Here is a 24,902-nt window from a genome sequence, read left to right on the forward strand (position 1 = left end):
TATTGCTACACTTTTTTGGGATTAAAAATCAATAGTACTATTAATCTAATTTGTTTATAGATTCTTGCTTTACCTCAGAGATGTTAACGGTATTTCTCCAAGAAGTAAATTAGATTGACATTAATATATTGGAATAATAAAATTTAAAATATGAGATTTATTAAAAACTTTTTTGTTGTCCTTATTTCGTTTTGTTTATTGGTTTCCTGTGCTTCTTTGGGTAAAAAAGAAAATTTAAATAACATTAGTGAAAAATGGGTAGGGACTTGGGCGACAGCTCCACAATTGATAGAACCTAATAATCTGCCTCCTGATCCGGGTTTATCTAATAATACGCTGCGACAAATTATTCGGGTATCCTTGGGAGGAAATAAAATCCGTTTGAGGTTATCTAATATATATAGTAAAGATTCACTGTTCATAAATGCAGTTTCTATCGCTGAGCCTTCTGACAGTTGTCAAGTAATTCCAGCCAGTCTGAGCAAACTTACTTTTGGAGGAAAAAAGGGAGTTGTACTTTCTCCGGGATCTGACATATACACCGATCCGGTTAATTTCAAATTAAAAGCAAATTCGCTATTAGCCATAACTATCTTTTACGGTAAAACAACCAAATCACTCACAGGGCATCCAGGATCCAGAACTACATCTTATTTGCTAAAGGGAGATCAATCAGGAAATGCAGTATTTAAAAATTCTGTAAAGACAGATCACTGGTATTCTATTATGAATGTAGATGTAAGAACTGAAAAATCATCTGCAGTTGTTGCGGCATTGGGAAATTCAATTACAGATGGACGAGGATCGGGGACAAATAGGCAAAACAGATGGACGGATATTCTGTCTCAAAGGTTGTTGGCAAATTCTTCAACTGAAAATGTTGGAGTTTTAAATTTTGGTATTGGTGGCAATTGCGTTGTGAGAGGAGGATTAGGACCTACTGCTTTAGATCGTTTTGATTACAACATCCTTAACCAGAGCGGTGTGAAATGGCTTATTATACTTGAAGGTATTAACGACATAGGAGGAATTAAAAAAGCGGAAGATGCTCCAGTCATGGCAAAGGAATTGATTGATGCCTATCAGCTTATGATTGACAAAGCGCATGCCAGAGGAATTAAAGTATATGGTGCTACAATATTACCTTTTGCTAAATCTTTTTATGATGCACCTTTTAGACAGGAAGCACGCTCAATTGTAAATAAATGGATTAGAACCAGCGGGAAGTTTGATGCCGTTATTGATTTTGACCGTTTGATGGAAAGCAGCGAGTCTGGAGTGATATTGCCAGATATGCACGACAAGGATTATTTGCATCCCAATCAGGAAGGTTATAAAAAAATGGGAGAATTTGTGAATCTGGATTTGTTTAAAAATTAATAAGTTGTGTGATTTTATTAAAGCGAATTGTTACCACGATAAAGATGACGCTCCTGCAAAAGTCAGATGACGGGTGAATACCGACTTTTTATTACTATTGATAGAAATCAACTGGATTCATCGAGTAGTTGTATTGAAAATAAGCCAGATTTCTTGGTCTGAAAAAGATGCTTATTAAAAGAAAAGGAAAATATATATTTTGAATTACGATTGCCTCAATCCTTTATTTTATACAAACAGTTAATTTAATATTTCTTATTGTTATTTGTTTATAGTAGTTGATTGTTTAAAAAATAGTGAATATTTTTTTTAAAAATAAAATAAAAAATAAATTGCAACCGATTGTGTAATTTTTATATATTTGTCATGTAGAATTATTGTGACTCTTTTTTGATTTTAAAAAGGGCATTAATTAGATATTCTGATTTAAAGACAAATTAAGGAAATGGTATAGTAGAATTAGGTTTCCCAAATCTAAATAAATCAACCAAGTTTTCTAAGTATTATAATACGATTCATTCATTAATACACGACTTAATTATTGAATGAGTTTTTTTTGGCAGAATTTTTTAAGTGTGTTTTAGACACATGTAAAAAAATAATAAATAGTACATAAAATAATTTATTTAAATTGAATTAAGAATCAGACCAATCATCATAATGAAAAACTTTTTTTTAACATACTTGGTTTTAGTGTTTTCATTGGGATATTCCCAAGAGAATAATAGACTGAAACTTTGGTATAATCAACCTTCAGGTAAAACTTGGGAAAATGCTTTGCCTATTGGTAATGGTTTTTTAGGAGCTATGATTTATGGAAATGTGGAGAGTGAAATTATCCAACTGAATGAAAATACTGTATGGAGTGGTGGACCTAATAGAAACGATAATCCAAATGCTTTAGCTGCGTTGCCGGAAATTCGGAAAATGATTTTTGAGGGAAAGCATAAGGATGCTGAAAAATTAGCAAACCAGGCTTTTATTTCAAAAAAATCACAAGGGCAAATGTTTCAGCCGGTAGGGAATCTTAATTTGAGTTTTGAAGGGCATGAAAAGTATTCTAATTATAGGAGAGAACTAAACATAGAAAATGCAATTTCAAAAACCAGTTATGAGGTTGATGGTGTAACTTATATGAGAGAAGCTTTTGTTTCATTTTCAGAAAGAGTGATTATAATTCATCTTACATCGAATAAAAAAGGGAGTATTTCATTCACTGCTAATTATACTTCGCCCCATAAGATTAAGAATTTTGCAGTAAGCAATTCAAAAGATCTTGAAATTACAGGTACTACCAGTGATCATGAAGGAGTAAAGAGTTTTATTAACTTTAAAGGAATAAGCCGTATTAAATTAGATAGCGGAAAATTAGAACAAACTGATAACTCTCTTATTGTAAAAAATGCCAATGCTGCTACTATTTTTATATCGATAGCAACTAATTTTAATAACTATAATGATGTAAGTGGTAATGAAGCGAAACGTGCTGCTGATTATATGAATACCGCTTTTGGTAAATCTTATGAAACACTTAAGAAGAAACATATTGCTGCCTATCAAAAATATTTCAATCGGGTGAAATTAGATTTAGGGACAACTCCAGCAGCTGATTTGCCAACAGATGAACGTTTGAAAAATTTTAGAAATACAAATGACCCACAATTTGTAGCATTATATTATCAATATGGTCGTTATTTGCTTATATCATCTTCGCAGCCTGGAGGACAACCAGCTAATTTACAAGGGATTTGGAATAATAGTCTTACTCCGGCTTGGGACAGTAAATACACTATTAATATCAATGCTGAAATGAATTATTGGCCAGCTGAAAAAACCAATCTTTCAGAACTACACCAACCTTTTTTAGAAATGGTAAAAGATTTGGCTGTTACGGGACAAGAAACTGCCAAAACCATGTATGGTACAAGAGGATGGATGGCACATCATAATACTGATATTTGGCGAGCTACTGGTGCTGTAGACGGTGCTTTCTGGGGATTATGGACCGCTGGAGGCGGATGGGCGAGTCAGCATTTATGGGAACATTATCTTTATAAAGGGGATAAAGAATATTTAGCTTCTATATATCCTGTACTAAAAGGTGCAGCCTTATTTTATGTAGATTTTCTGGTAGAACATCCTAAATATAAATGGATGGTTGTAAATCCCGGGAATTCTCCGGAAAATGCACCACAGGCTCATAATGGTTCATCGCTTGATGCAGGAACAACAATGGATAATCAAATCGTTTATGATGTTTTTTCAACCACAATTCGGGCAGCACAAATTTTAAAAGAGGATGCTATTTTAATAGATACATTACAACAGTTACGCAGTCGATTGGCTCCAATGCATGTGGGGAAATACAATCAGCTCCAGGAATGGCTTGACGATATTGATGATCCTAAAGATAATCATCGACATGTGTCTCATCTTTATGGATTATTTCCTTCTAATCAAATTTCTGCCTATAGAACACCTGAATTATTTGCTGCTTCAAAAAATACCTTACTTCAGCGTGGCGATGTGTCCACGGGTTGGAGTATGGGCTGGAAAATTAATTGGTGGGCAAAATTGCAAGATGGGAATCATGCTTTTTCGCTTATAAAAAATCAACTCACTCCTTTAGGTGTAAATCCAGGAGGCGGGGGAACTTATAATAATCTTTTTGATGCACATCCTCCATTTCAGATTGATGGAAATTTTGGTTGTACTTCGGGAATTACAGAAATGTTAGTTCAAAGTTCTGACGGAGCTATTCATTTGCTTCCGGCATTAGCTGATGTTTGGCCAGATGGTAGTGTTGAAGGAATACGTGCTCGAGGTGGTTTCGAAATTGTAGAGATGAAATGGAAGAATTTTAAACTTACTAAATTAGTTGTAAAATCAACTTTAGGAGGGAATCTAAGGTTGCGTTTACCAAATAGTATTAAAGAAAAATCAGGTGCTGAATTAACAATTGCAAATGGAGAAAATCCGAATCCTTTTTATTTTGTTGATGAAACGGCAGCAGCTATTATATCTGAAAAATCCAATATAAAACCACTTGAACTTAAACCTACAATATTGGTTGATTTTGCAACAAAAAAAGGGAATGTTTACACATTCGTCAGTAAATAAAACAATTTTATAAAAATTAAAAATAGGACTAAAATGAAAAAAAAATTAAATCTACTTTTTGCTTTCACACTATTATTTTTTGGAACAAATACATTTGCCCAAAATCCTAAATTTCATATTTATCTCTGTTTAGGACAGTCTAATATGGAAGGCTATGCTAAAATTGAACCTCAGGATACTATAGTAAATAAGCGTTTTCAGGTTTTAGAAGCAGTAGATTGTGATAATTTGAACAGAAAAAAAGGACAATGGTATACTGCAGTTCCGCCTTTGAGTCGTTGTACTACAGGACTTACCCCGGCAGATTATTTTGGAAGAGAAATGATTGCTAATCTTCCTCAAGATGTAAAAGTTGGTGTTATCAATGTAGCTGTGGGAGGATGCAAAATTGAACTTTTTGACAAAGATAATTATGAAGCTTACGTGAGTACAGCACCACAATGGTTGAAATCAACAGTGGCTCAATATGACGGAAATCCTTATGCCAGATTGGTAGAAATGGCTAAAATTGCTCAGAAAGACGGAGTGATAAAAGGGATATTATTGCATCAGGGAGAATCGAATACTAATGATACCCTTTGGACAAAAAAAGTAAAAGTAGTTTACGATAATTTATTGAAAGATTTAAATCTTAAAGCTGAATCTACTCCTTTACTGGCTGGGGAAGTGGTTCATGCCGATCAGGGTGGAATTTGTGCCAGTATGAATAAAATCATTGCCACTTTGCCACAAACAATCCCCAATTCCTATGTGATTTCTTCCAGCGGATGTCAGGATGGCGAAGATAATCTTCATTTTACTGCCGAAGGATATAGAGTGTTAGGAAAACGATATGCTTCAAAGATGCTTGAGATAATGAAGAAATAAGAAATAAATTTTTCTTTGTCGCTAAGAATATCCGATTTCCAATAAAAAGAAGATTATAAAAAATGAATCATTTAAAATCATGAAGTTAAAAATTATTTTAGTGTCTTTTGCTGTACTTAGCTTTTGCCATGCATGGTCGCAACAAATAGTATTACTGTCACCCAATAAAAAAATTGTGGCAGCGCTGCATGCTATGGATGCTAAAAATAATGGGGAATGGTATTTGAAAGTATCTTATCAAACAGATAAAAATACATCTGAGATACTTCCAAAAGTAAATTTAGGATTATCAAGAAGTGACCAGGATTTTTCAAAAGAACTTCTTTTTTTAAAAGCAACTAAACCAAAATTGGTAAAGGAACATTATGAACTTCCTTTTGGTAAAAAGTTAGTGCGTGATAATGAAGCCAATGAAGTTGTTGTTTCGTTTGAGAATCCCGGTAAAGCTAAATTAAATTTAATTATAAGAGCTTATAATGATGGAGTTAGCTTTCGATATGAGTTTCCTGAAAAAAAAGGTTCTTATGTTGTTAATGATGAATTTACTGCTTATCAAATACCAAAAGAAAGTAAACGATGGTTAGAGAAATGGAATCCGGCCAATGAGGGTTTATATGCTGAGTCAAGCGAGGATAAAATACTTCAACAAGAGTGGTGCTATCCGGGATTATTTAATTCATCAGATAAATCATGTTGGTTTTTGTTACATGAGGCTGATTTAGACCGTAATTATTGTGGGACAAAATTGAGTAATACAAAAGACAGCAATACTTACAAACTTACTTTTCCCGATCCAAAAGATGGCAGAGGTACTGGAGAATCAAAACCAAGTATTTCACTTCCATGGCAATCGCCTTGGAGGGTAATTACTATTGGTAGCCTGTCTGATATTGTTGAGAGTACTTTGGTTGAAGATGTGTCAACTCCAACTCATTTTAAAACGACTGACTGGATTAAGCCGGGTAAAGTATCGTGGAATTACTGGTCCAATAATCATGGGACTAAAGATTATAAAACTGTATGTGAGTTTGCCGATTTAGCAGTAAAAATGAATTGGCCTTATACGCTGTTAGATTGGGAATGGGACGCTATGGCTAACGGTGGAAATCTAGAGGACGCCTTAAAATATATCCATTCAAAAGGAATAAAACCATTGATGTGGTATAATTCGGGAGGAGATCATACATGGGTATCTTCTACGCCAAAAGACCGAATGCTTACTCATAAAAATAGAGTTGAAGAATTTACAAAACTTAAAAAACTGGGTGTAGTTGGAGTTAAAGTTGACTTTTTCGAAAGTGAAAAACAAGATATGATAAAATATTATCTTGATATTTTGGAAGACGCTGCCCAGTTTGAGATGATGGTATATTTTCATGGTTGTATTGTACCCCGTGGCTGGTCACGTACTTATCCTAATTTAATGACTTACGAAGCAGTACGAGGTGCTGAATGGTATAATAATGGACCTGAATTTTCGACCACAGCGCCAGAGCATAATACGATTTTGCCTTTTACCCGAAATGTAGTGGGAGCAATGGATTATACCCCTGTTACTTTTACTAATTCTCAATATCCACATTCTACTTCTTATGGTCATGAATTAGCGCTATCTGTACTTTTTGAGTCTCCTTTGCAACATTTAGCAGACAGACCAGAAGGTTATTATGATTTACCAGAAGAAGCTAAAACTTTCTTAAAAGAAGTACACACAGCATGGGATGATACAAAGCTTCTTGATGGTTATCCAGGTCAGGAAGTAACTATGGCACGTCAAAAAGGAGATATTTGGTACATTGGAGGTATTAGCGCATCTGAGCGTAAAGAAATAACAAAAAAGCTTAAGCTGGAATTTTTAAAAGAAGGAGTTAATTATCGTGCGATTTTAATTGCTGATGGCAAACATGATAAGGCTTTTTCTTCACAAGTTATGGTAGTGAATAAAAATTCAACTATTGAGGTAAAATTACTTCGTAGAGGAGGTTTTGCAGTTTCTTTAATTCCAATGGAAAAATAGTTCCCCTTTTAAAAACATTAATATGCAAAGATTAGTTTACATTTTATTTTTAGGCTTGCTGTGTACTTCAATTAGTGCACAGCAGTACAAAAAATATGTTTTGACTAAAGATAAATTAGCTATCGATTTATCAGAAGGAGTGCTAAACATAATTCCTCTTACGGATAAATCAATACGGGTACAATATCAGATTGGAAATGCAAAAGAAACACAAGAATTTGTTTTGATTAATAAACCGAATGTACCCGGTTTTGCATTGAAAGAAACTGCAACAAGTTTAAAACTTAGCACAAAAGCAATAACAGTCGCATTCGATAAGAAGAGCGGAGTTATTCAGTATAGTGATAAATCCGGAAAAGTATTTCTTAGTGAAAAGGCAAATACCAGATTGATGAAACCTAGTTCTATTTTGGGAGAATCTTGCTTTGTAGCTGAACAAGGTTTTGAATCTCCTCAGGATGAATATTTGTTCGGGTTAGGACAATTTCAGGATGGTTTTTATAATTTAAAAAATATAACCCGAAAATTAATTCAGGTCAATACACAAATTGCAATTCCGTTTTTAGTGTCTAATAAAGGATATGGATTGTTGTGGCACCAGTACGGTTTGACTTATTTTAATCCAAGCAATCAAAATATTTCTTTGGTTAAAAATGCCGTAAACGAAGGAGAAAAACGAGAAGTGGAAGTGACAACTACTTCGGGTACGCAAAAAGTATCACAACAGCAATCAGTTTATTCGGGTAGCTTTTCAGTAGCTAAAGACGGTGAATATTCGTTGATGCTGGACCTTGGAGAGATGGATAGTCGTCATTTAGTACTGATTGACGGTATCGATGTAATCAATCAATCTAATTTATGGCTGCCACCGGCAGTGAGTCAATTAGTTCAATTAAAAGCAGGGGAACATACTGTAAAAGTAGTTTGCAAATCGAGTAATACACCATCTCTCAGTTTAAAGCTATCCAATAATGAAACGGTTTTTAATTCGCCTAATGCTAAATCACTTGATTATGTAGTTTTTGCAGGTAATGATACCGATGAAATTATCGCTAATTACCGAAACTTAACGGGTAATGTACCCATGTTGCCTAAATGGGCATTTGGGTTTTGGCAATGTCGTGAGCGATATACTTCAGGTGAACATTTGGTTTCTACAATTAAAGAATTTAGAAAACGCAATTTACCTGTAGATGTAATTGTGCAAGACTGGCAATATTGGGGAAAATATGGTTGGGGAGTACCTAAATTTGATGAAACACATTATCCTGAACCAGAAAAATTTATAAAAGAAATTCATGATTTGAATGCTCATTTTTCTGTTTCTGTTTGGGAAAATCTAAATAAAGAATCTGAAATTGCGAAGGAATATGTATCGAAAAATTTATTTATCCCCAATAGTCCCTGGATTGATATTTACAACCCGGAAACCCAAAAAACGCATTGGAATGCACTCAACAAAAACTTATTTACTCTTGGAGTAGATTCCTGGTGGATGGATGCGACTGAACCTGAAAATGATGCGCTAAAAGGCAAACAAACTTACTTTGGTTTAGGTGATTTTTATCGATTGACTTATCCTTTATTTGTTAGTAAAGCCGTTTATGAAGGTCAAAGAAGTACTAATCCAGAAAAAAGAGTAGCCATACTTACCCGTTCTGCTTTTTTAGGGCAGCAACGTTATGCTACGATTAATTGGTCGGGTGATATAGGTTGGAACTGGGATACTTACAAACGTCAAATAGTAGCAGGTTTAAATTATAATCTTACCGGAATGCCTTATTGGACTACCGATATTGGTGGATTTTTCCGTCCGGGATCAGGACAATATAAAGATGAAAAGTATCACGAAATACTGACTCGTTGGTTCCAATGGGCTGTTTTCAATCCCATATTCCGTATGCATGGATATCAAACGGAAACAGAGCCTTGGAAATATGGAGAAAAAGTAGAGAACAATATGCGTTCTATGATGAATCTTAGATATCAATTGTTGCCTTATATCTATTCAGAAGCCTGGCAAATTTCTAAGAATAATTCAACTTTAATGCGACCATTAATTATGGATTTCAATAAGGACGCAACTGCTGTAAGTCAAGCCTATCAATATATGTTTGGAAAAGCATTTTTAATTGCTCCGGTAACAGCAGCTAATGTTACGGAATGGAATGTTTATTTACCAAAAGAAAATGCATGGTTTGATTTCTGGACAGGTAAACGATTTGAAGGTGGGCAAACAATAGTTACGCCAGCTCCATTAGATAAAATTCCGGTTTTTGTAAAAGAAGGTTCAATCGTACCTATGGGAAATATAATTCAGAGTACTCAAGCTAAACAGGAAGAACTAGAAATTCGGGTGTATACAGGTAAAGATGCCACGTTTACACTTTACAATGATGAAGGGGACAATTACAATTATGAGAAAGGGAAATATGTTGAGATTCCTATTATTTGGAATGAAAAAAATCAAACCCTAACTCTGGCGAATCAAATAGGAAATTATAAAGATCAAACAACTACTTACACGGTGAATATTAAATGGATATCAGGGAATGAAAATGATACTGATACTGTTGTAAAAACAATAAAATATACTGGTAAAAGAGTAGTAATAAAAAAGTAAATAAACTGAATTTGAAATAGATATAAAACTATTATCCAAGAATTAAAATAACCAACCAAAAAACTATAAATATGAAATTGAATACCAAGATTCTATTGGCATTTTGTTGTTTGTCGATGATTGAAATTACAGCACAAAATCCCATTATAAAACACATTTTTACTGCTGATCCTTCGCCTATTGTACATAAAGACACTCTGTTTTTATATACAGGGCACGATGTCGCTACCGAAGCTGATACAAATTATAAAATGGCCGATTGGCATGTGTTTTCTACAACCGATATGGCAACCTGGAAAGACCACGGTGCACCACTTTCGCCGAGTACTTTTTCGTGGGCTACGGGTGATGCCTATGCAGCACAGTGTATCGAAAGAAACGGCAAATTTTACTGGTTTGTTTCGACCTTTCATAAAAAAGATGCCGTTAGCGGGGGCGGTGCAGCCATAGGTGTTGCCGTTTCAGATACGCCTACAGGTCCTTTTAAAGACGCCATTGGTAAAGCTCTTGTGATAAACGAAATGACCAAAGATTTACCTCACGCTTGGGATGATATTGATCCTACCGTATTTGTGGATGATGACGGACAGGCTTATATGTTTTGGGGTAATGGAAGTTGTAAATGGGTGAAATTGAAAGAGAACATGACCGAAATAGATGGCCCTATTACCACTTTCAATCCTAAAAATTATATCGAAGGTCCTTGGGTATATAAAAGAAAGGGACTTTATTATTTGGTATATGCCAGTGCAGGAACTAAACCAGAAATGATAGAATATTGTACCGCAACAAATCCCGCTGGACCATGGACCTACCAGGGTATTATTCAGGAAAATGTACCTAACAGTTTTACGACACATCCGGGGATTATTGATTATAAAGGAAAATCATACTTCTTTTACCATAACGGAACTTTGCCTACAGGAGGTAGTTACAGACGCTCTGTTTGTGTAGACTATATGTATTATAATGAAGATGGAACTATTCAAAAAATAGTCCAAACTACTGAAGGTGTAAAGGCTATAAAATAAAAATTAAGATGAAAATAACAGATACTTTTTTTTATATTGTTTTGCTAGTTGGTTTAACAACGATTAATAATTATGCACAGGAAAATAAAGCTAAAAATCCATTGATTTATGCAGATGTTCCTGATTTATCAATGATTAGAGTGGGTGATACCTACTATATGAGCAGTACTACAATGCACGTTAATCCAGGAGTTCCAATTATGAAATCTACTGATTTAGTAAATTGGAAACTTGTTAATTATGCTTATGAAACATTAGAAGATAATGATGATAGACTCAATTTGGATAATGGAAAAAATGATTATGGTAGAGGTTCATGGGCCAGTAGTTTGCGTTATCATAATGGTATTTATTATGTCAGTACCTTTTCTGGAACAACAGGCAAAACATATATTTTTTCTACAAAAAATTTAGAAAAAGGACCTTGGAAAAAAAATGTCTTAAATGCTTCTTACCACGATCACTCCATTTTTTTCGATGATGATGGAAAAGTGTATATGGTTTGGGGAGCAGGAAAACTTCAAATTACAGAGCTAAACAAGGATCTTTCAGGTGTAAAAGAAGAAACCAAAAGAGTCTTAATAGAAAATGCGAGTGCCCCTGCAGGAAACAATATTATGTTACAATCTGAAGGTTCTCAACTTTTCAAGGTTAATGGGAAATATTATTTATTTAATATTTGCTGGCCAAGTGGAGGAATGCGAACTGTAGTTATCCACAGAGCTGATAATATCAATGGTCCTTGGGAAGGAAAAGTAGGTTTTCAGGATTTAGGAGTGGCTCAGGGAGGACTTATAGATACACCTGATGGACGTTGGTTCTCTTATCTTTTCCGTGATTTTGGAGCGGTTGGTAGAATTCCTTATTTAGTTCCTGTAAAATGGGAAAATGGATGGCCTGTATTAGGTGAAAATGGTAAAGTTCCTGAGACTTTAGATTTACCAGCTAATAAAAGTTTAATTCCAAATTTAGTTGATTCTGACGAATTTAATAGAAAAAAAGGAGAACCAGCACTACCGTTAGCATGGCAATGGAACCATAATCCCGATAATTCTCTTTGGACAATAAATGACAGAAAAGGATACTTGCGTCTTAAAACAGGTAGAATTGATACTGATTTTCTTTTAGCAAGAAATACATTAACACAACGTACTATTGGGCCAACAAGTACTGCTTCCACTTTATTAGATGTTTCTAAAATGCAAGAAGGTGATTTTGCAGGATTAAGCGCTTTACAAAAAGATTACGGATTAGTAGGAGTGAAAATTGAAAATGGTCAAAAATCAATAGTGATGATTGGGGCAAATAAAGGAAAGTCTACTGAGGAGCAACGTATTGATTTAAAACAAAATCAGGTTTATTTAAAAATTGATTGTGATTTTACAAACAAAAAGGATGAAGCTAATTTCTACTATAGTTTAGATGGTAAGAAATGGGAAGTTATTGGAAAAACTTTAAAAATGTCCTACACAATTCCTCATTTTATGGGTTACCGTTTTGGCTTGTTTAATTATGCAACAAAAGAAGTGGGAGGATATGCTGATTTTGATTGGTTCAAAATTAAATAGTTGATTTAATATTATGATTAGAAAAAGTAAAAATTTAAACGATTAAAAAATTATGAAACGGTATTCAATTTTGTTATTAGTATTATTAATGCTTAATATTTCTTTAAGCATAGCACAAACAGCTCAGGCAACAATTGTAGAAGATTTTAAGCCTTCAACAGTCAATCAACCAGGACAGGAATATCCACAAGTTAATTCTCAGGGATATGCTCGATTTAAAATTTTAGCTCCAGAAGCACAATCGGTTGTTGTAAGTCTTGGATTAGGAGGAGCAAAGGGAGGTACTGTTCTTACCAAAGGAGAGAATGGTTTTTGGATGGGAACTACAGCAGGCGCAATGGATGAAGGATTTCACTATTATCATGTAACGGTTGATGGAGGAGTTTTTAATGATTCTGGAGCCTTAAATTTTTATGGTTCTACTCGTTGGGAAAGTGGAATAGAAATCCCAGCTCATGATCAGGATTTTTATGCGTTAAAAGCTGTTCCTCATGGTAATGTACAGCAAATTCTTTTTCCTTCAAAAAGTACCAATACCTCACGCCGTGCTTATGTTTATACACCGCCGAGCTATTCTAAAGAACAATCTAAACGTTTTCCTGTGTTGTATTTGCAACATGGTTGGGGCGAAGATGAAACAGCCTGGAGTAATCAGGGACGTGTCAATTTAATTATGGATAATTTAATTGCCGAAGGGAAAATAAAACCATTCATTATTGTAATGACTTATGGAATGACCAATGAAGTTAAATGGGGAGGTATGGCTAGTTTCAAAATTGATGGTTTTCAAACTGTTCTTGTAGACGAATTAATTCCTTATGTGGATTCAAATTTCCGTACGGCAGCCAATCAGGCTCATCGGGCAATGGGTGGTTTATCAATGGGAGGAATGGAAACACATAGTATTACACTTAATAAGCCTGATGTTTTCTCCCATTTTGCACTGCTTAGTGGTGGAACTTATAAACCAGAAGAAATTAAAGATAAATCTAAGGTGAAACTTATCTTTTTAAGTTGTGGAAGCAAAGAACGTCCTGATGGTGTAAAAAATGCAGTAACTAGCCTAAAAGAAGCAGGATTTAATGCCGTTTCCTATGTTTCTGAAGGAACTGGTCACGAATTCCAAACTTGGAGACGTAGTTTTAAAGAATTAGCACCATTACTTTTTAAGGATTAAAAAAAGATTTATATGAATTACAAATCTATTATTTATTTGGCGTGTGTTTTGACAACAACAATTGGTATTGCTCAAACTAAGTCGCTTAATGTTGTTGAAGATTTTAAACCATCGTCTGTAAATCAGCAGGGGAAATTATATCCACAAGTCAATTCAGAAGGTCGGGTGAGAGCAAGTATTCTGGCACCTCAGGCAAGTAAGGTTCAGCTTGATCTTGACGGTATAAAATATGACATGGTTAAAGATGAGAAAGGGATCTGGACAGGAGTATCTGAACCTCAGGATGAGGGATTCCATTATTATCAACTCAATATTGACGGAGCATCAGTTCCTGACCCCGGAACAGTATATTTTTACGGTGCTGGAAGGTTGGGAAGCGGTATAGAAATTCCAGCTGCTGATCAGGAGTTTTTTGCTATGAAAGATGTTCCACATGGACTTGTTAGCGAAAATATCTATTTCTCTAAATTAACGAATTCGTTTAGACGCTGTTTTGTTTATACGCCTGCAAATTATAATGAAGATTCAAAAACTCGTTTTCCAGTACTTTATTTACAACACGGAAGTTTTGAGGACGAAACAGGATGGGCAGTTCAAGGAAAAGCCAATTTAATATTGGATAATTTGATTGCTTCAAAAAAAGCAAATCCTATGATTATAGTTATGGATAATGGTTATGCTTATAAACCTCAAAACAATAGTGCTCGTCCAGAATCAATATTCGAAGAGGTTGTAATAAATGAAATAATTCCTATGATTGATGCTAAGTTTCGCACCATTGCAAACAGAGAAAATAGAGCAATTGCAGGACTTTCTATGGGAGCCAATCAAACTATGAGAATCATGATGAATAATTTAAATACTTTTTCTCATTATGGAGGATTTAGCGGAACTTCCAATTATCCAAGTACAGATGCAATTGATGCGTCCACATTTATGAATGGAAAATATAAAGATGGGGCATCAATCAATAAAAAAATAAAGCTTTTTTGGCTTGGATTAGGAACGAAAGAGCCTATCCCATTTCCAGCATCCGTAGGTGCATTTAGAACGATGCTAGAAAAACAAGGAATTAAATATGCCTATTATGAATCTATTGGAACTGCTCATGAATGGCTCACCTGGCGCAGGTGTTTAAATCAGTTTGCAACTCAATTATTTAAATAAAGAACGAATTATCAACCAACCTAAAAATAAAATAATGAAAAAAATTATTGTTACAGCAACAATGCTTTTTATGTGTAATCTAATTGTTGTTGCACAAAAAATAGAAAAAGAAGGTCCAAAAGGATTTGATCAGCTAAGAGCAGCTATTGCTCACGGTAAAATAGATACAATATCGTATGCTTCAAAAACAGTAGGTACGACCAGAAAAGCTTTAGTCTATACGACTCCGGGGTTTTCAAAAGACAAAAAATATCCTGTACTTTATTTACTGCATGGTATTGGAGGTGATGAAAAAGAGTGGTTAAAAGGAGGTACTCCACAAATAATTCTGGATAATTTATTTGCCGAAGGAAAAATTAAGCCAATGATAGTAGTGTTGCCAAACGGACGTGCCATTAAAGATGACAGGGCTACTGGAAATATTATGGCTCCGGACAAAGTTCAGGGTTTTGCCGTTTTTGAAAGAGACCTGTTGGATGATTTAATTCCGTTTATCGAAAAAACATATCCAACTCTGACTGATCGAGAGAACCGCGCTATTGCAGGACTTTCTATGGGAGGTGGACAATCACTTAATTTTGGCTTGGGGAATTTAGACAAATTTGCCTGGGTTGGAGGTTTTTCTTCTGCGCCAAATACCAAATTACCAGAAGTTTTGGTACCCAATCCGGAAGAAGCAAAGAAAAAATTAAAATTGCTTTGGATTTCCTGTGGAGACAAGGATGGCTTAATTACTTACGGCAAGCGTTTACATGATTATTTATTGGAAAAAAACGTACCACATGTATATTATTTAGAGCCAGGCGGACATGATTTTAAAGTTTGGAAAAATGGTTTGTACATGTTATCACAGTTTTTGTTTAAGCCTGTTGATGTAGCTTCTTTAAGCCAATATACAGTATTGGATACGGCTTCTGTTGAGAAGTAAAAATAATCAGATATTGGATTAACAACAGTCTATAAAAAACAATTATGACCAATTATTTAAAATTGCAGAATACAAAGACATTATTGGCTTTTGGGATATTTTTTCTTTTGAATCTTTCAACTGTAAAAGCTCAAAAACCAATAATCCAAACAAAATATACGGCTGATCCCGCACCAATGGTGCATAATGACACCATATTTCTTTATACTTCACATGATGAAGACGATGCAAAAGGTTTTAAAATGCTCAATTGGTTGCTTTATACATCAACCGATATGGTCAATTGGACGGAGCATGGAGTAGTTGCCTCTTTAAAAGATTTTAGTTGGGCTAAACAGGATAATGGAGCCTGGGCAGTTCAGTGTATTGAGCGTAATGGCAAATTTTATTTATACTGTCCTATGCATGGTGGAGGTATAGGAGTTTTAGTTTCAGATAGTCCGTATGGTTCATTTAAAGATCCTCTGGGTAAGAAATTAATTAATTCAGATCATGTTTGGAATGATATTGATCCAACTCCATTTATTGATGATGACGGTCAGGCGTATTTGTATTGGGGGAATCCCGATTTATATTATGTGAAACTTAATGAGGACATGATATCTTATTCAGGTGAAATTGTTAAAGAGCCTACTAAACCTAAAAATTATCAGGAAGGACCATGGGTTTGGAAAAAAAATAATCATTATTATTTGTCTTATGCTTCTACCTGTTGCCCGGAGGGAATTGGTTATGCGATGAGTAATTCGCCTTTAGGACCTTGGGAATACAAAGGAATGATTGTAGATGCGAGTGAAAAGACAAGAGGAAATCATCCGGGAATTATTGACTATAAGGGGAAATCCTATGTTTTTGGACATACTTATGATTTGCTTAAAAGCGAAACTTCTACATTTTATGAAAGACGTTCTGTAGATGCTGAGCGTATGGTTTATAACGAAGATGGAACAATCCAAAATTATAGTTATTTCACAAAAGATGGGCCGGAACAGATAGAAACATTAAATCCTTTTAGGCGTATCGAAGCAGAAACTATGGCTTGGAGTAAAGGTGTTAAATCAGATAAAAGCAAAGAAACAGGAGTTTATGTAACTCAAATTCACAATGGTGATTTTATTCAGCTTAGAGGAGTTGATTTTGCAAAAGGCGCTAAAAATATTGACCTTATTGCTGCGTCTTTAAACGGGGGAACAGTTGAGATACGCTTGGATAATGTTGACGGTGCTATTATTAGTACCAGTAAAATAGAAAACACCGGTGGATGGCAAAATTGGAAAACATTTAAAACTAAAGTAAAAAAAGTAAATGGCGTACATGATTTGTTTTTCGTTTTTAAGGGAGAACAAGGAGAGTTATTCAATTTTGACGCATGGAAATTCAGTAAATAAATGAAACAGACTTATAAAATAGTAGCAATACTTATTACCATCTTAAATTATTCAATAGGAGAAGCACAAAATCCTATTATACAAACCAATTATACAGCCGATCCGGCTCCAATGGTATATAATGGGAAAGTGTATTTATATACGAGTCATGATGAAGATGATTCTACCTGGTTTACCATGAACGATTGGAGATTATACACTACAGAAGATATGGTCAATTGGACTGATCATGGAGCGGTATTGTCGTATAAAGAGTTTGCCTGGGCAAAAATGAATGCCTGGGCACCTCAATGTATAGAACGAAAAGGGAAATTTTATATGTATGTACCCATAACCACTAAAGAAGGAAAAGGATCAATAGGAGTTGCGGTTGCCGATAGCCCGTATGGACCATTTATTGACCCGTTAGGGAAGCCTTTAATTTCGAATAGCAATGCTGATATAGATCCAACCGTTTTTATAGATGATGATGGTCAGGCTTATTTAGTTTGGGGGAATCCAGTATGCTATTATGTCAAGTTGAATGAAGACATGATTTCTATTGAAGGAGAAATTAAACAATTTCCTAATACAGAAGAAGCTTTTGGTAAACGTACAGGAGAAAAAAATGATTTAAGACCTACCACTTATGAAGAAGGACCGTGGTTATACAAACGCAATAATCTCTACTATTTATTATTTGCTGCAGGACCTATATCAGAGCATATTGGATATTCAACCAGTAAAAGTCCACTTGGACCCTGGAAATACCAAGGTGTTGTGATGCCTACACAAGGAGGTTCTTTTACCAATCACCCTGGAATTATTGATTTTAAAGGGAAAAGTTATTTTTTCTATCATAACGGTGCATTGCCAGGAGGCGGAGGTTTTACGCGTTCCGTTAGTGTAGAAGAAGCTAAGTTTAATAAAGACGGTTCGATTGTACAGATGAATATGACTGAAGGCATAAAAAAGAGTTTAGCTCCATTGAATCCTTATGTGAAAACTGAGGCAGAAACTATTGCCTGGTCTGAAGGCGTGAAGTCGATGAAGAATAATGTGGTTGGTAATTTTATTACAGCAAAATATAATAATGCCTATACCAAAGTTAAAGAGGTGGATTTCCGTCAAGAGGGAGCTTCTAAATTTACAGCCCGAATAGGTACAACGCATAATAGTAATGTAACTATGGAGGTACGATTGGATAGTAAAGAGGGAGAGTTAGTTGGAACTGTAAATGTACCAATGACTGGAGGAAATGACAGATGGGCAATACAGACAATTGATGTAAAAAAGGTTTCCGGAATTCACGATCTATATTTCGTTTTTAAAGGGAGAGCTAAAAATGATATTATGTATTTTGATTATTGGAAATTCTCAAAATAAATTTATTTTTTTTTACGGAAAAAGCAATCGGTTGTCTAAAAGTTTTTAATTTAGGATTCGAAAGATTCATTAATAAAAAATGGATGTAAGTTGATTTTCTGAGTATCCTAAATTAAGCCTAGAAATAAAATAATTAACCAATAAAAAATAAACAATTAAAAAATAAACAATTAAAAAATAAACAATTAAAAAATAAACAATTAAAAAATAAACAATTAAAAAATAAACAATTAAAAAATAAACAATTAAAAAATAAACAATTAAAATTTAAACTAATGAAAAAAACACAAGTGCTACTGTTATTAAGTATCGTTTTGTTCCCATTTACTGGAGCAAACAGCCAAAGTAAGCAAAAAAATAATCCTCCTTTATTTTCTAATTTCAGTTATCAGGGTAATGATCAGGTATATACAGATAATCCATTAAAATCAGATGAGTTTTATACTCCAATTTTACAAGGATGTTATCCTGATCCTGCTATCACAAGAAAAGGGGATGATTATTATATGGTATGTTCTTCGTTTGCCATGTTTCCCGGAGTGCCTATTTTTCACTCTAAAGATTTGGTCAATTGGACTGATCTGGGAGGAGTATTAAATGATGTTACACAATTTAATCCTCATGACACCGGTATTAGTGCAGGAGTTTATGCGCCAGGAATTACTTATAATCCTCATAATGATACATTCTATATGATTGTAACAGCATTTTCAGGAGGCTTAAACAATATTATTGTAAAGACAAAAGATCCTAAAAAAGGCTGGGGAAATCCAATAAAACTAGGTTTTGGGGGTATCGATCCTTCTATTTTCTTTGATGATAACGGTAAAGGTTATATCGTTCATAATGATGCTCCTGATAATGGAAAAGAGCGTTACAATGGTCACCGTGTTATTAAAATTTGGGAATATGACGTGGAAAATGATAAAGTAATTCCTGGTTCAGATAAAATTGTAGTTGATGGAGGAGTAGATCCTGCTAAAAACCCAATTTGGATTGAAGCTCCTCATTTGTATAAAAAAGACGGAAAATATTTTTTAATGTGTGCTGAAGGAGGTACAGGAGGCAATCATACAGAAGTTATCTTTAAAAGTGATAGTCCAAAAGGACCTTTTATTCCTGCACCAAGCAATCCAATTTTAACACAAAAGTATTTTGGAAGAGATAGAAAAAACAAAGTAGATTGGGCTGGTCATGCCGATTTGGTTAAAGGACCTGGGGATAAATATTATGGTGTTTTCTTAGCGGTTAGACCAAACGAAAAAAATAGGGTAAATACAGGTCGTGAAACTTTTATTCTTCCTGTAGATTGGTCTGGTGAATTTCCAGTTTTCGAAAATGGATTGATTCCATTGGAACCAAAAATGAAAATGCCACAAGGAGCTACTGAAAACAAAACAGGTAAAGAAGGATTCTTCCCAAATGGGAATTTTACTTTCAATGATAATTTTACTTCAAACAAATTGGATAATCGTTGGATTGGTCTAAGAGGACCTCGTGAAAAATTTATAGCAATTACCAAAAAAGGATTGCAAATTAATCCTTTTGAAACCAATATAAAAGATTTAAAACCAACATCTACTTTGTTTTATCGCCAACAACATAATAGATTTTCATTGACAACTACTATTGATTACAAACCAAAATCAGATAAAGATTTAGCAGGGGTTGTAGCCTTACAAAATGAAGGTTCCAATTATGTTTTTGGAATCACAATGAAAGATAAAGACTATTATGTAGTGCTGCAAAAAAATCAAAAAACAAGAAGAGATGCAGCAATAAACTCAACAATTGTAGCAAGTGCTAAAATAGATATTAAAAAGCCAGTTCAACTTCAAATGAAAGCCAATGGGGATAATTATGAATTTGCTTATTCTGTAAACGGAAATGATTTTGTTAATGTAGGAGGAATTGTTTCTGGAGATATTTTATCTACCGATGTAGCAGGAGGATTTACAGGTTGTTTATTAGGATTGTATGCAACTGAAAATAATGATGCCCGACCTTAATTAAAGTAATAGACATCATTTGATAAACAGATATACTTATAAAATAATGGAGTTGTAAAGCTCCATTATTTTTTCATCCAAAGAAAATAAGTTATCTTTTTTGAGCTATTCGAGTGGTTTTAAAGAATTTCAGATTAATAAAGGTATTCAATACGGTGGAGAAAGCAATGTCAAGTATTAATTAAAGTGGAAGTTATTGACTTAAAATAGGAAAGTAGCTGTTTATTTCATTAGAGAATTCAACTGCTTATTTTAATTTAATTGCTTTTTCAGTAATTAAATAAGAGTATAAATACTTAATGTGAATTTTAATTCACATTTTTTTATAAAATAAATACGCAATCGGTTGTGTGTAACATTATTTTATTATATATTTGTTTAGTTCTTAATCTTTTGTTAAATAAAAAGTGTGTTGTTTTTATTTCATAAGTTTTATTCGGTAGAATATTTCAAAGAATTTTTAGTTAGTGTGGTTTTTTATATTTAAGCCGAGAATTGGTTACTCTCGGCTTTTTAAAAATTATACAATTAAAAAGCAAAATCAATTTCCATTTATATATAAGTTAACAATAAATTATGCGGCTTAATTTGCTTATTTTTCGCAATCGGTTGCTTTTTTTAAGATTTTTCATAATAAGTTTCTTTTTAAGAAAACTAAACATTTAATGAATGACAAGTAAAACAATCAATTTTAAAAAATATAGTACCCTATTTTGGGGTCTATTAAAATCTAAAAGGATGTCCCGTAACTTCCGTTAGATATAATTTTTAAAAAATAGTAATAATAAGTTCAAAAACTAAAAAATAACCAAACAATAAACTATTAACTAACAACTAAATAAACCAATAAAGCCTATGAAATAACCATTCTTTTTTAAAAAATTTCACTGTTTATTTTTTGATTTAGTGTGATTTTTTATAAATAAAGCCATAAAATTGAATTCACTATAAATAGGATTAATTATATCAGGAAGTCTTTGAGATATGATGATTTATTAAAAATTCTTTGTAATGATAAAGTTATATGGTAAAAAAGTTAAGTTCTAATTTGTAACAAATTAAAAAATGTCAAAATATTAATATGAAAATACAATTAATAAAAATTCCACGAAAAGCTAAGTTCGTGGTAATGGGAGTTTTGTTTCAGTTTCTGTTTTCGAATGTATTGTTGGCTAGTGAAAAAAGCCAATATAGTCAACAAATAACTGTTTCAGGAACAATTACTTCAGCAGAAGATAAAATGCCAGTTCCCGGTGTCAGCGTATCGGTTAAGGGGAATCCTAAAATTGGTGTGGTAGCCGATTTTGATGGAAAATATAAAATTAATTTACCGTCTCCCAATGCTGTATTAATCTTTAGTAGTATTGGTTTTAAAACCATTGAGAAACAAGTAAATGGACAATCAACAATTAATGTTGTTATGACTTCTGATCAGACTTCTCTAGAAGAGGTTGTTGTTGTAGGTTATGGAAAACAGAAAAAGGAGAGTTTAGTTGCTGCAATTTCTCAAGTTTCTGGAGCAACATTAGAGCGCGCAGGTGGTGTTTCAAGCATTGGTGCGGCTTTAACAGGTAATGCACCTGGTTTAATTACTTCTGCCAGTACTGGTATGCCTGGAGAAGAAGATCCCCGTATTGTAATACGTGGAGCTAGTACTTGGAATGATTCATCACCTCTTATATTGGTTGATGGTATAGAACGTCCAATGAATAGTGTAGATATTGGATCTGTAGAGTCAGTTTCTGTTTTAAAAGATGCTTCGGCAACTGCAGTATATGGTGTTAGAGGGGCAAACGGCGTAATTCTTATCACTACTAAGCGTGGAAGTATAGGGAAAGCATTAATTAGAGCTAGAGTTAATACAACCATGAAAGTTCCTTCTCAATTGCCTAATAAGTTTGATGCATACGATGCGTTGATGGTTAGAAATCAAGCTATTGAAAATGAGTTAGCATTAGCGCCAGCAGGCTGGAATGATTATCTTCCACAGGCTATCATTGATAAATATAGATATCCTGCAAATCAAGAAGAAAGAGAGCGTTATCCAAATGTGGATTGGGCAAAGACTTTATTTAAGGATTATACAATGTCTCATAATGCCAGTTTGAATATAAGTGGTGGTACTGAATTTGTTAAGTATTTTACCAGTGCAGATTTTTTACATGAAGGCGATCTTTTTAGAAAATATAGTAATAATAGAGGATATGACCCTGGTTATGGTTTCAACCGTTTAAATGTTAGAACTAATTTAGATTTTCAATTTTCTCCATCTACAACTTTTAAAGTAAATCTTTCAGGTTCTCATGGTGTTAAGAAAAGTCCTTGGGGAGCTTCAGGTGGTGAATATACAATGTGGGATGCAGCTTATTCAACAGCACCCGATGTGTTTTTACCTTATTATGAGTCTGATGGTTCATGGGGGTATTTTGCACCAAATGAAGGTAAGGCATCTAATTCGGTTCGTAATTTAGCTATTAGTGGTGTGCAATATAAAACTACAACAAGAATTACTACTGATTTTACATTAGATCAAAATCTAGATATGTTTGTTAAAGGTCTTAATTTTAAAGGGACAATAGCATTAGATAACACTTTTATAGAAGGAGATCGAGGAGTTAATGATTTATTTAATGATAATCAACAGAAATGGATTGATCCGGTGACTGGAATAGTTACTTATAAAAAGAGTTACGATTCTAATAATAGGTTTGATTTTCAGGAAGGAGTGAAATGGTCTCCAAGTGCAGGAACGGTTCAGGATGGGGCAACAAATAGAAGAATTTTCTATCAAACTCAATTGAATTATAGTGTAAAACTAAATTCTAAACATGATATTACAGCCATGGGACTTTTTAATCGTAATCAAAGTGCTTCTGGAAGTGAGGTTCCGCATTATAGAGAAGACTGGGTATTTCGTACTACTTATGGTTATGGAGGAAAATATTTTGCTGAATATAATGGAGCATATAATGGTTCTGAAAAATTTAGCAAGGATAATCGTTTTGCTTTCTTTTCATCAGGAGGTATTAGCTGGATAGTCTCTAAAGAAGGTTTTATGAAAAAAACGGAGTCTTTCCTAGACTTGCTTAAAATTAGAGCAAATTATGGTGAGATTGGTGATGATAATGTTAGCGGTAGATGGCTTTATCTAACCCGTTGGGGTTATGGAGGGCAATCTCAATTAGGAACAAGTGGTGAAGGAGGAGAGTTAAGTCCTTATACATGGTATAAAGAGAGTGCTGTTGGAAATCCGGATGTACATTGGGAAAAGGTAAAGAAATCTAATTTAGGTGTTGATTTTGGATTTTTCAAAGGTTTTGTAAAGGGATCTTTGGATTTCTTTAAAGAAGATCGATCTGATATTTTGTTATCAGGGGGGAGTAGAGCAATCCCGTCTTATTTTGGAACTACAGCTCCTGTCGCAAATTTAGGAAGAGTTACAAACCAAGGTTATGAATTTGAGATTAAATTCAATTATACCTTTGCTAATGGTTTGAATTTGTGGTCTGATATGAATATGACTCATTCCAAAAATAAAATTATTGATGCTAATGTTCCGGCATTATTGCCAGATTATCAAAAATCTGAAAACAAACCAATTGGGCAAGCTTATTCTTATGTAGCTCAAGGTTATTATAATACTTGGGATCAATTGTATGCAAGTACTATTCAGAATACAAACGATAATCAAAAATTACCGGGTAGCTACAATGTACTTGATTATAATGCAGATGGTGTAATCAATTCTTATGATAATATTCCTTATGGTTATTCTGGTACACCACAAAATACTTATAATGCTACAGTTGGTTTTAATTGGAAAAATTTTAGTGGGTTTGTTCAGTTTTATGGAGTTAATAATGTTACAAGACAAGTAGTCTTAGGTAGTTTAGGTTCCCAAAATCACGTAGTGTATGATCAGGGAACATTATGGTCTAAAGACAATATTAATGCCGATGTTCCTATGCCTCGTTGGCTTTCTACGCCAAGTGGTTATAATGATGCTCAGCGTCATATGTATGATGGATCTTATGTGCGTTTAAAGAATGCTGAAATAGCTTATACTTTTGATGGAAGCAATTCTTTAATAAAATCGTTGGGTCTTCAAAATATAAGAGTATTTATAAATGGTGATAATCTTTGTTTTTGGTCAAAAATGCCAGATGATAGAGAAAGTAATTATGCAGGAACTGGTTGGGCATCTCAGGGTGCATATCCAACAGTGAAACGTTTTAATGTAGGAGCAAATATTATTTTTTAAA

Annotated in this window: 14 protein-coding genes; all 14 read left to right on the forward strand. The window is 33.9% G+C overall.

The annotated features are described in order from the left end of the window. Nucleotides 1-150: 150 nt before the first annotated feature. The 14 genes from EOD40_RS11920 (at nt 151) to EOD40_RS11985 (ending at nt 24,901) form a co-directional block, all read left to right on the forward strand. Nucleotides 151-1,380 carry an SGNH/GDSL hydrolase family protein gene (locus tag EOD40_RS11920; protein WP_128195811.1) on the forward strand — a complete coding sequence of 410 codons (1,230 nt, stop codon included), beginning with the start codon at nt 151-153 and terminating at the stop codon, nt 1,378-1,380. A 660-nt stretch (nt 1,381-2,040) separates the two neighbouring features. Then, nucleotides 2,041-4,500, forward strand: coding sequence for a glycoside hydrolase family 95 protein (locus EOD40_RS11925; RefSeq protein WP_128195813.1), 2,460 nt, complete (start codon nt 2,041-2,043; stop codon nt 4,498-4,500). A 33-nt stretch (nt 4,501-4,533) separates the two neighbouring features. Next, nucleotides 4,534-5,367 carry a sialate O-acetylesterase gene (locus EOD40_RS11930; RefSeq protein WP_128195815.1) on the forward strand — a complete coding sequence of 278 codons (834 nt, stop codon included), beginning with the start codon at nt 4,534-4,536 and terminating at the stop codon, nt 5,365-5,367. Nucleotides 5,368-5,446: 79 nt separating this feature from the next. Next, nucleotides 5,447-7,384, forward strand: coding sequence for a glycoside hydrolase family 97 protein (locus EOD40_RS11935; protein ID WP_128195817.1), 1,938 nt, complete (start codon nt 5,447-5,449; stop codon nt 7,382-7,384). Nucleotides 7,385-7,406: 22 nt separating this feature from the next. Then, nucleotides 7,407-10,007, forward strand: coding sequence for a glycoside hydrolase family 31 protein (locus EOD40_RS11940; protein WP_128195819.1), 2,601 nt, complete (start codon nt 7,407-7,409; stop codon nt 10,005-10,007). A gap of 71 nt (nt 10,008-10,078) precedes the next feature. Beyond that, nucleotides 10,079-11,038, forward strand: coding sequence for a glycoside hydrolase family 43 protein (locus EOD40_RS11945; RefSeq protein WP_196781438.1), 960 nt, complete (start codon nt 10,079-10,081; stop codon nt 11,036-11,038). Between the two features lie 8 nt (nt 11,039-11,046). Continuing rightward, nucleotides 11,047-12,606 carry a glycoside hydrolase family 43 protein gene (locus tag EOD40_RS11950; RefSeq protein ID WP_128195821.1) on the forward strand — a complete coding sequence of 520 codons (1,560 nt, stop codon included), beginning with the start codon at nt 11,047-11,049 and terminating at the stop codon, nt 12,604-12,606. A 52-nt stretch (nt 12,607-12,658) separates the two neighbouring features. Continuing rightward, nucleotides 12,659-13,783, forward strand: a complete 1,125-nt coding sequence (locus EOD40_RS11955; protein WP_128195823.1) for an alpha/beta hydrolase-fold protein — start codon at nt 12,659-12,661, stop codon at nt 13,781-13,783. A 12-nt stretch (nt 13,784-13,795) separates the two neighbouring features. Further along, the gene (locus tag EOD40_RS11960; RefSeq protein ID WP_128195825.1) at nt 13,796-14,950 is read left to right on the forward strand and encodes an alpha/beta hydrolase-fold protein; all 1,155 of its coding nucleotides are present in this window, start codon (nt 13,796-13,798) and stop codon (nt 14,948-14,950) included. Nucleotides 14,951-14,984: 34 nt separating this feature from the next. Then, the gene (locus EOD40_RS11965; RefSeq protein WP_196781439.1) at nt 14,985-15,878 is read left to right on the forward strand and encodes an alpha/beta hydrolase; all 894 of its coding nucleotides are present in this window, start codon (nt 14,985-14,987) and stop codon (nt 15,876-15,878) included. 44 nt (nt 15,879-15,922) lie between these two features. Further along, complete coding sequence (locus EOD40_RS11970) at nt 15,923-17,266, forward strand: glycoside hydrolase family 43 protein (protein WP_128195827.1); 1,344 nt, start codon at nt 15,923-15,925, stop codon at nt 17,264-17,266. Then, nucleotides 17,267-18,631, forward strand: coding sequence for a glycoside hydrolase family 43 protein (locus EOD40_RS11975; RefSeq protein WP_128195829.1), 1,365 nt, complete (start codon nt 17,267-17,269; stop codon nt 18,629-18,631). A 275-nt stretch (nt 18,632-18,906) separates the two neighbouring features. Beyond that, nucleotides 18,907-20,640 carry a glycoside hydrolase family 43 protein gene (locus tag EOD40_RS11980; RefSeq protein WP_128195831.1) on the forward strand — a complete coding sequence of 578 codons (1,734 nt, stop codon included), beginning with the start codon at nt 18,907-18,909 and terminating at the stop codon, nt 20,638-20,640. Between the two features lie 1,081 nt (nt 20,641-21,721). After that, on the forward strand, nt 21,722-24,901 hold the full coding sequence (locus EOD40_RS11985; protein ID WP_128195833.1) for a SusC/RagA family TonB-linked outer membrane protein: 3,180 nt from the start codon (nt 21,722-21,724) through the stop codon (nt 24,899-24,901). The last annotated feature ends 1 nt before the right edge of the window (nt 24,902 follow it).

Origin of the sequence: Flavobacterium sufflavum (assembly GCF_004016525.1) — a bacterium.
Taxonomy (GTDB): domain Bacteria; phylum Bacteroidota; class Bacteroidia; order Flavobacteriales; family Flavobacteriaceae; genus Flavobacterium; species Flavobacterium sufflavum.

Excerpts from the sequence above, each read along its gene's own strand:
- EOD40_RS11920 (WP_128195811.1), top strand. The coding sequence starts at position 151 with ATGAGATTTATTAAAAACTTTTTTGTTGTCCTTATTTCGTTTTGTTTA.
- EOD40_RS11925 (WP_128195813.1), top strand. The coding sequence starts at position 2,041 with ATGAAAAACTTTTTTTTAACATACTTGGTTTTAGTGTTTTCATTGGGA.
- EOD40_RS11930 (WP_128195815.1), top strand. The coding sequence starts at position 4,534 with ATGAAAAAAAAATTAAATCTACTTTTTGCTTTCACACTATTATTTTTT.
- EOD40_RS11935 (WP_128195817.1), top strand. The coding sequence starts at position 5,447 with ATGAAGTTAAAAATTATTTTAGTGTCTTTTGCTGTACTTAGCTTTTGC.
- EOD40_RS11940 (WP_128195819.1), top strand. The coding sequence starts at position 7,407 with ATGCAAAGATTAGTTTACATTTTATTTTTAGGCTTGCTGTGTACTTCA.
- EOD40_RS11945 (WP_196781438.1), top strand. The coding sequence starts at position 10,079 with ATGAAATTGAATACCAAGATTCTATTGGCATTTTGTTGTTTGTCGATG.
- EOD40_RS11950 (WP_128195821.1), top strand. The coding sequence starts at position 11,047 with ATGAAAATAACAGATACTTTTTTTTATATTGTTTTGCTAGTTGGTTTA.
- EOD40_RS11955 (WP_128195823.1), top strand. The coding sequence starts at position 12,659 with ATGAAACGGTATTCAATTTTGTTATTAGTATTATTAATGCTTAATATT.
- EOD40_RS11960 (WP_128195825.1), top strand. The coding sequence starts at position 13,796 with ATGAATTACAAATCTATTATTTATTTGGCGTGTGTTTTGACAACAACA.
- EOD40_RS11965 (WP_196781439.1), top strand. The coding sequence starts at position 14,985 with ATGAAAAAAATTATTGTTACAGCAACAATGCTTTTTATGTGTAATCTA.
- EOD40_RS11970 (WP_128195827.1), top strand. The coding sequence starts at position 15,923 with ATGACCAATTATTTAAAATTGCAGAATACAAAGACATTATTGGCTTTT.
- EOD40_RS11975 (WP_128195829.1), top strand. The coding sequence starts at position 17,267 with ATGAAACAGACTTATAAAATAGTAGCAATACTTATTACCATCTTAAAT.
- EOD40_RS11980 (WP_128195831.1), top strand. The coding sequence starts at position 18,907 with ATGAAAAAAACACAAGTGCTACTGTTATTAAGTATCGTTTTGTTCCCA.
- EOD40_RS11985 (WP_128195833.1), top strand. The coding sequence starts at position 21,722 with ATGAAAATACAATTAATAAAAATTCCACGAAAAGCTAAGTTCGTGGTA.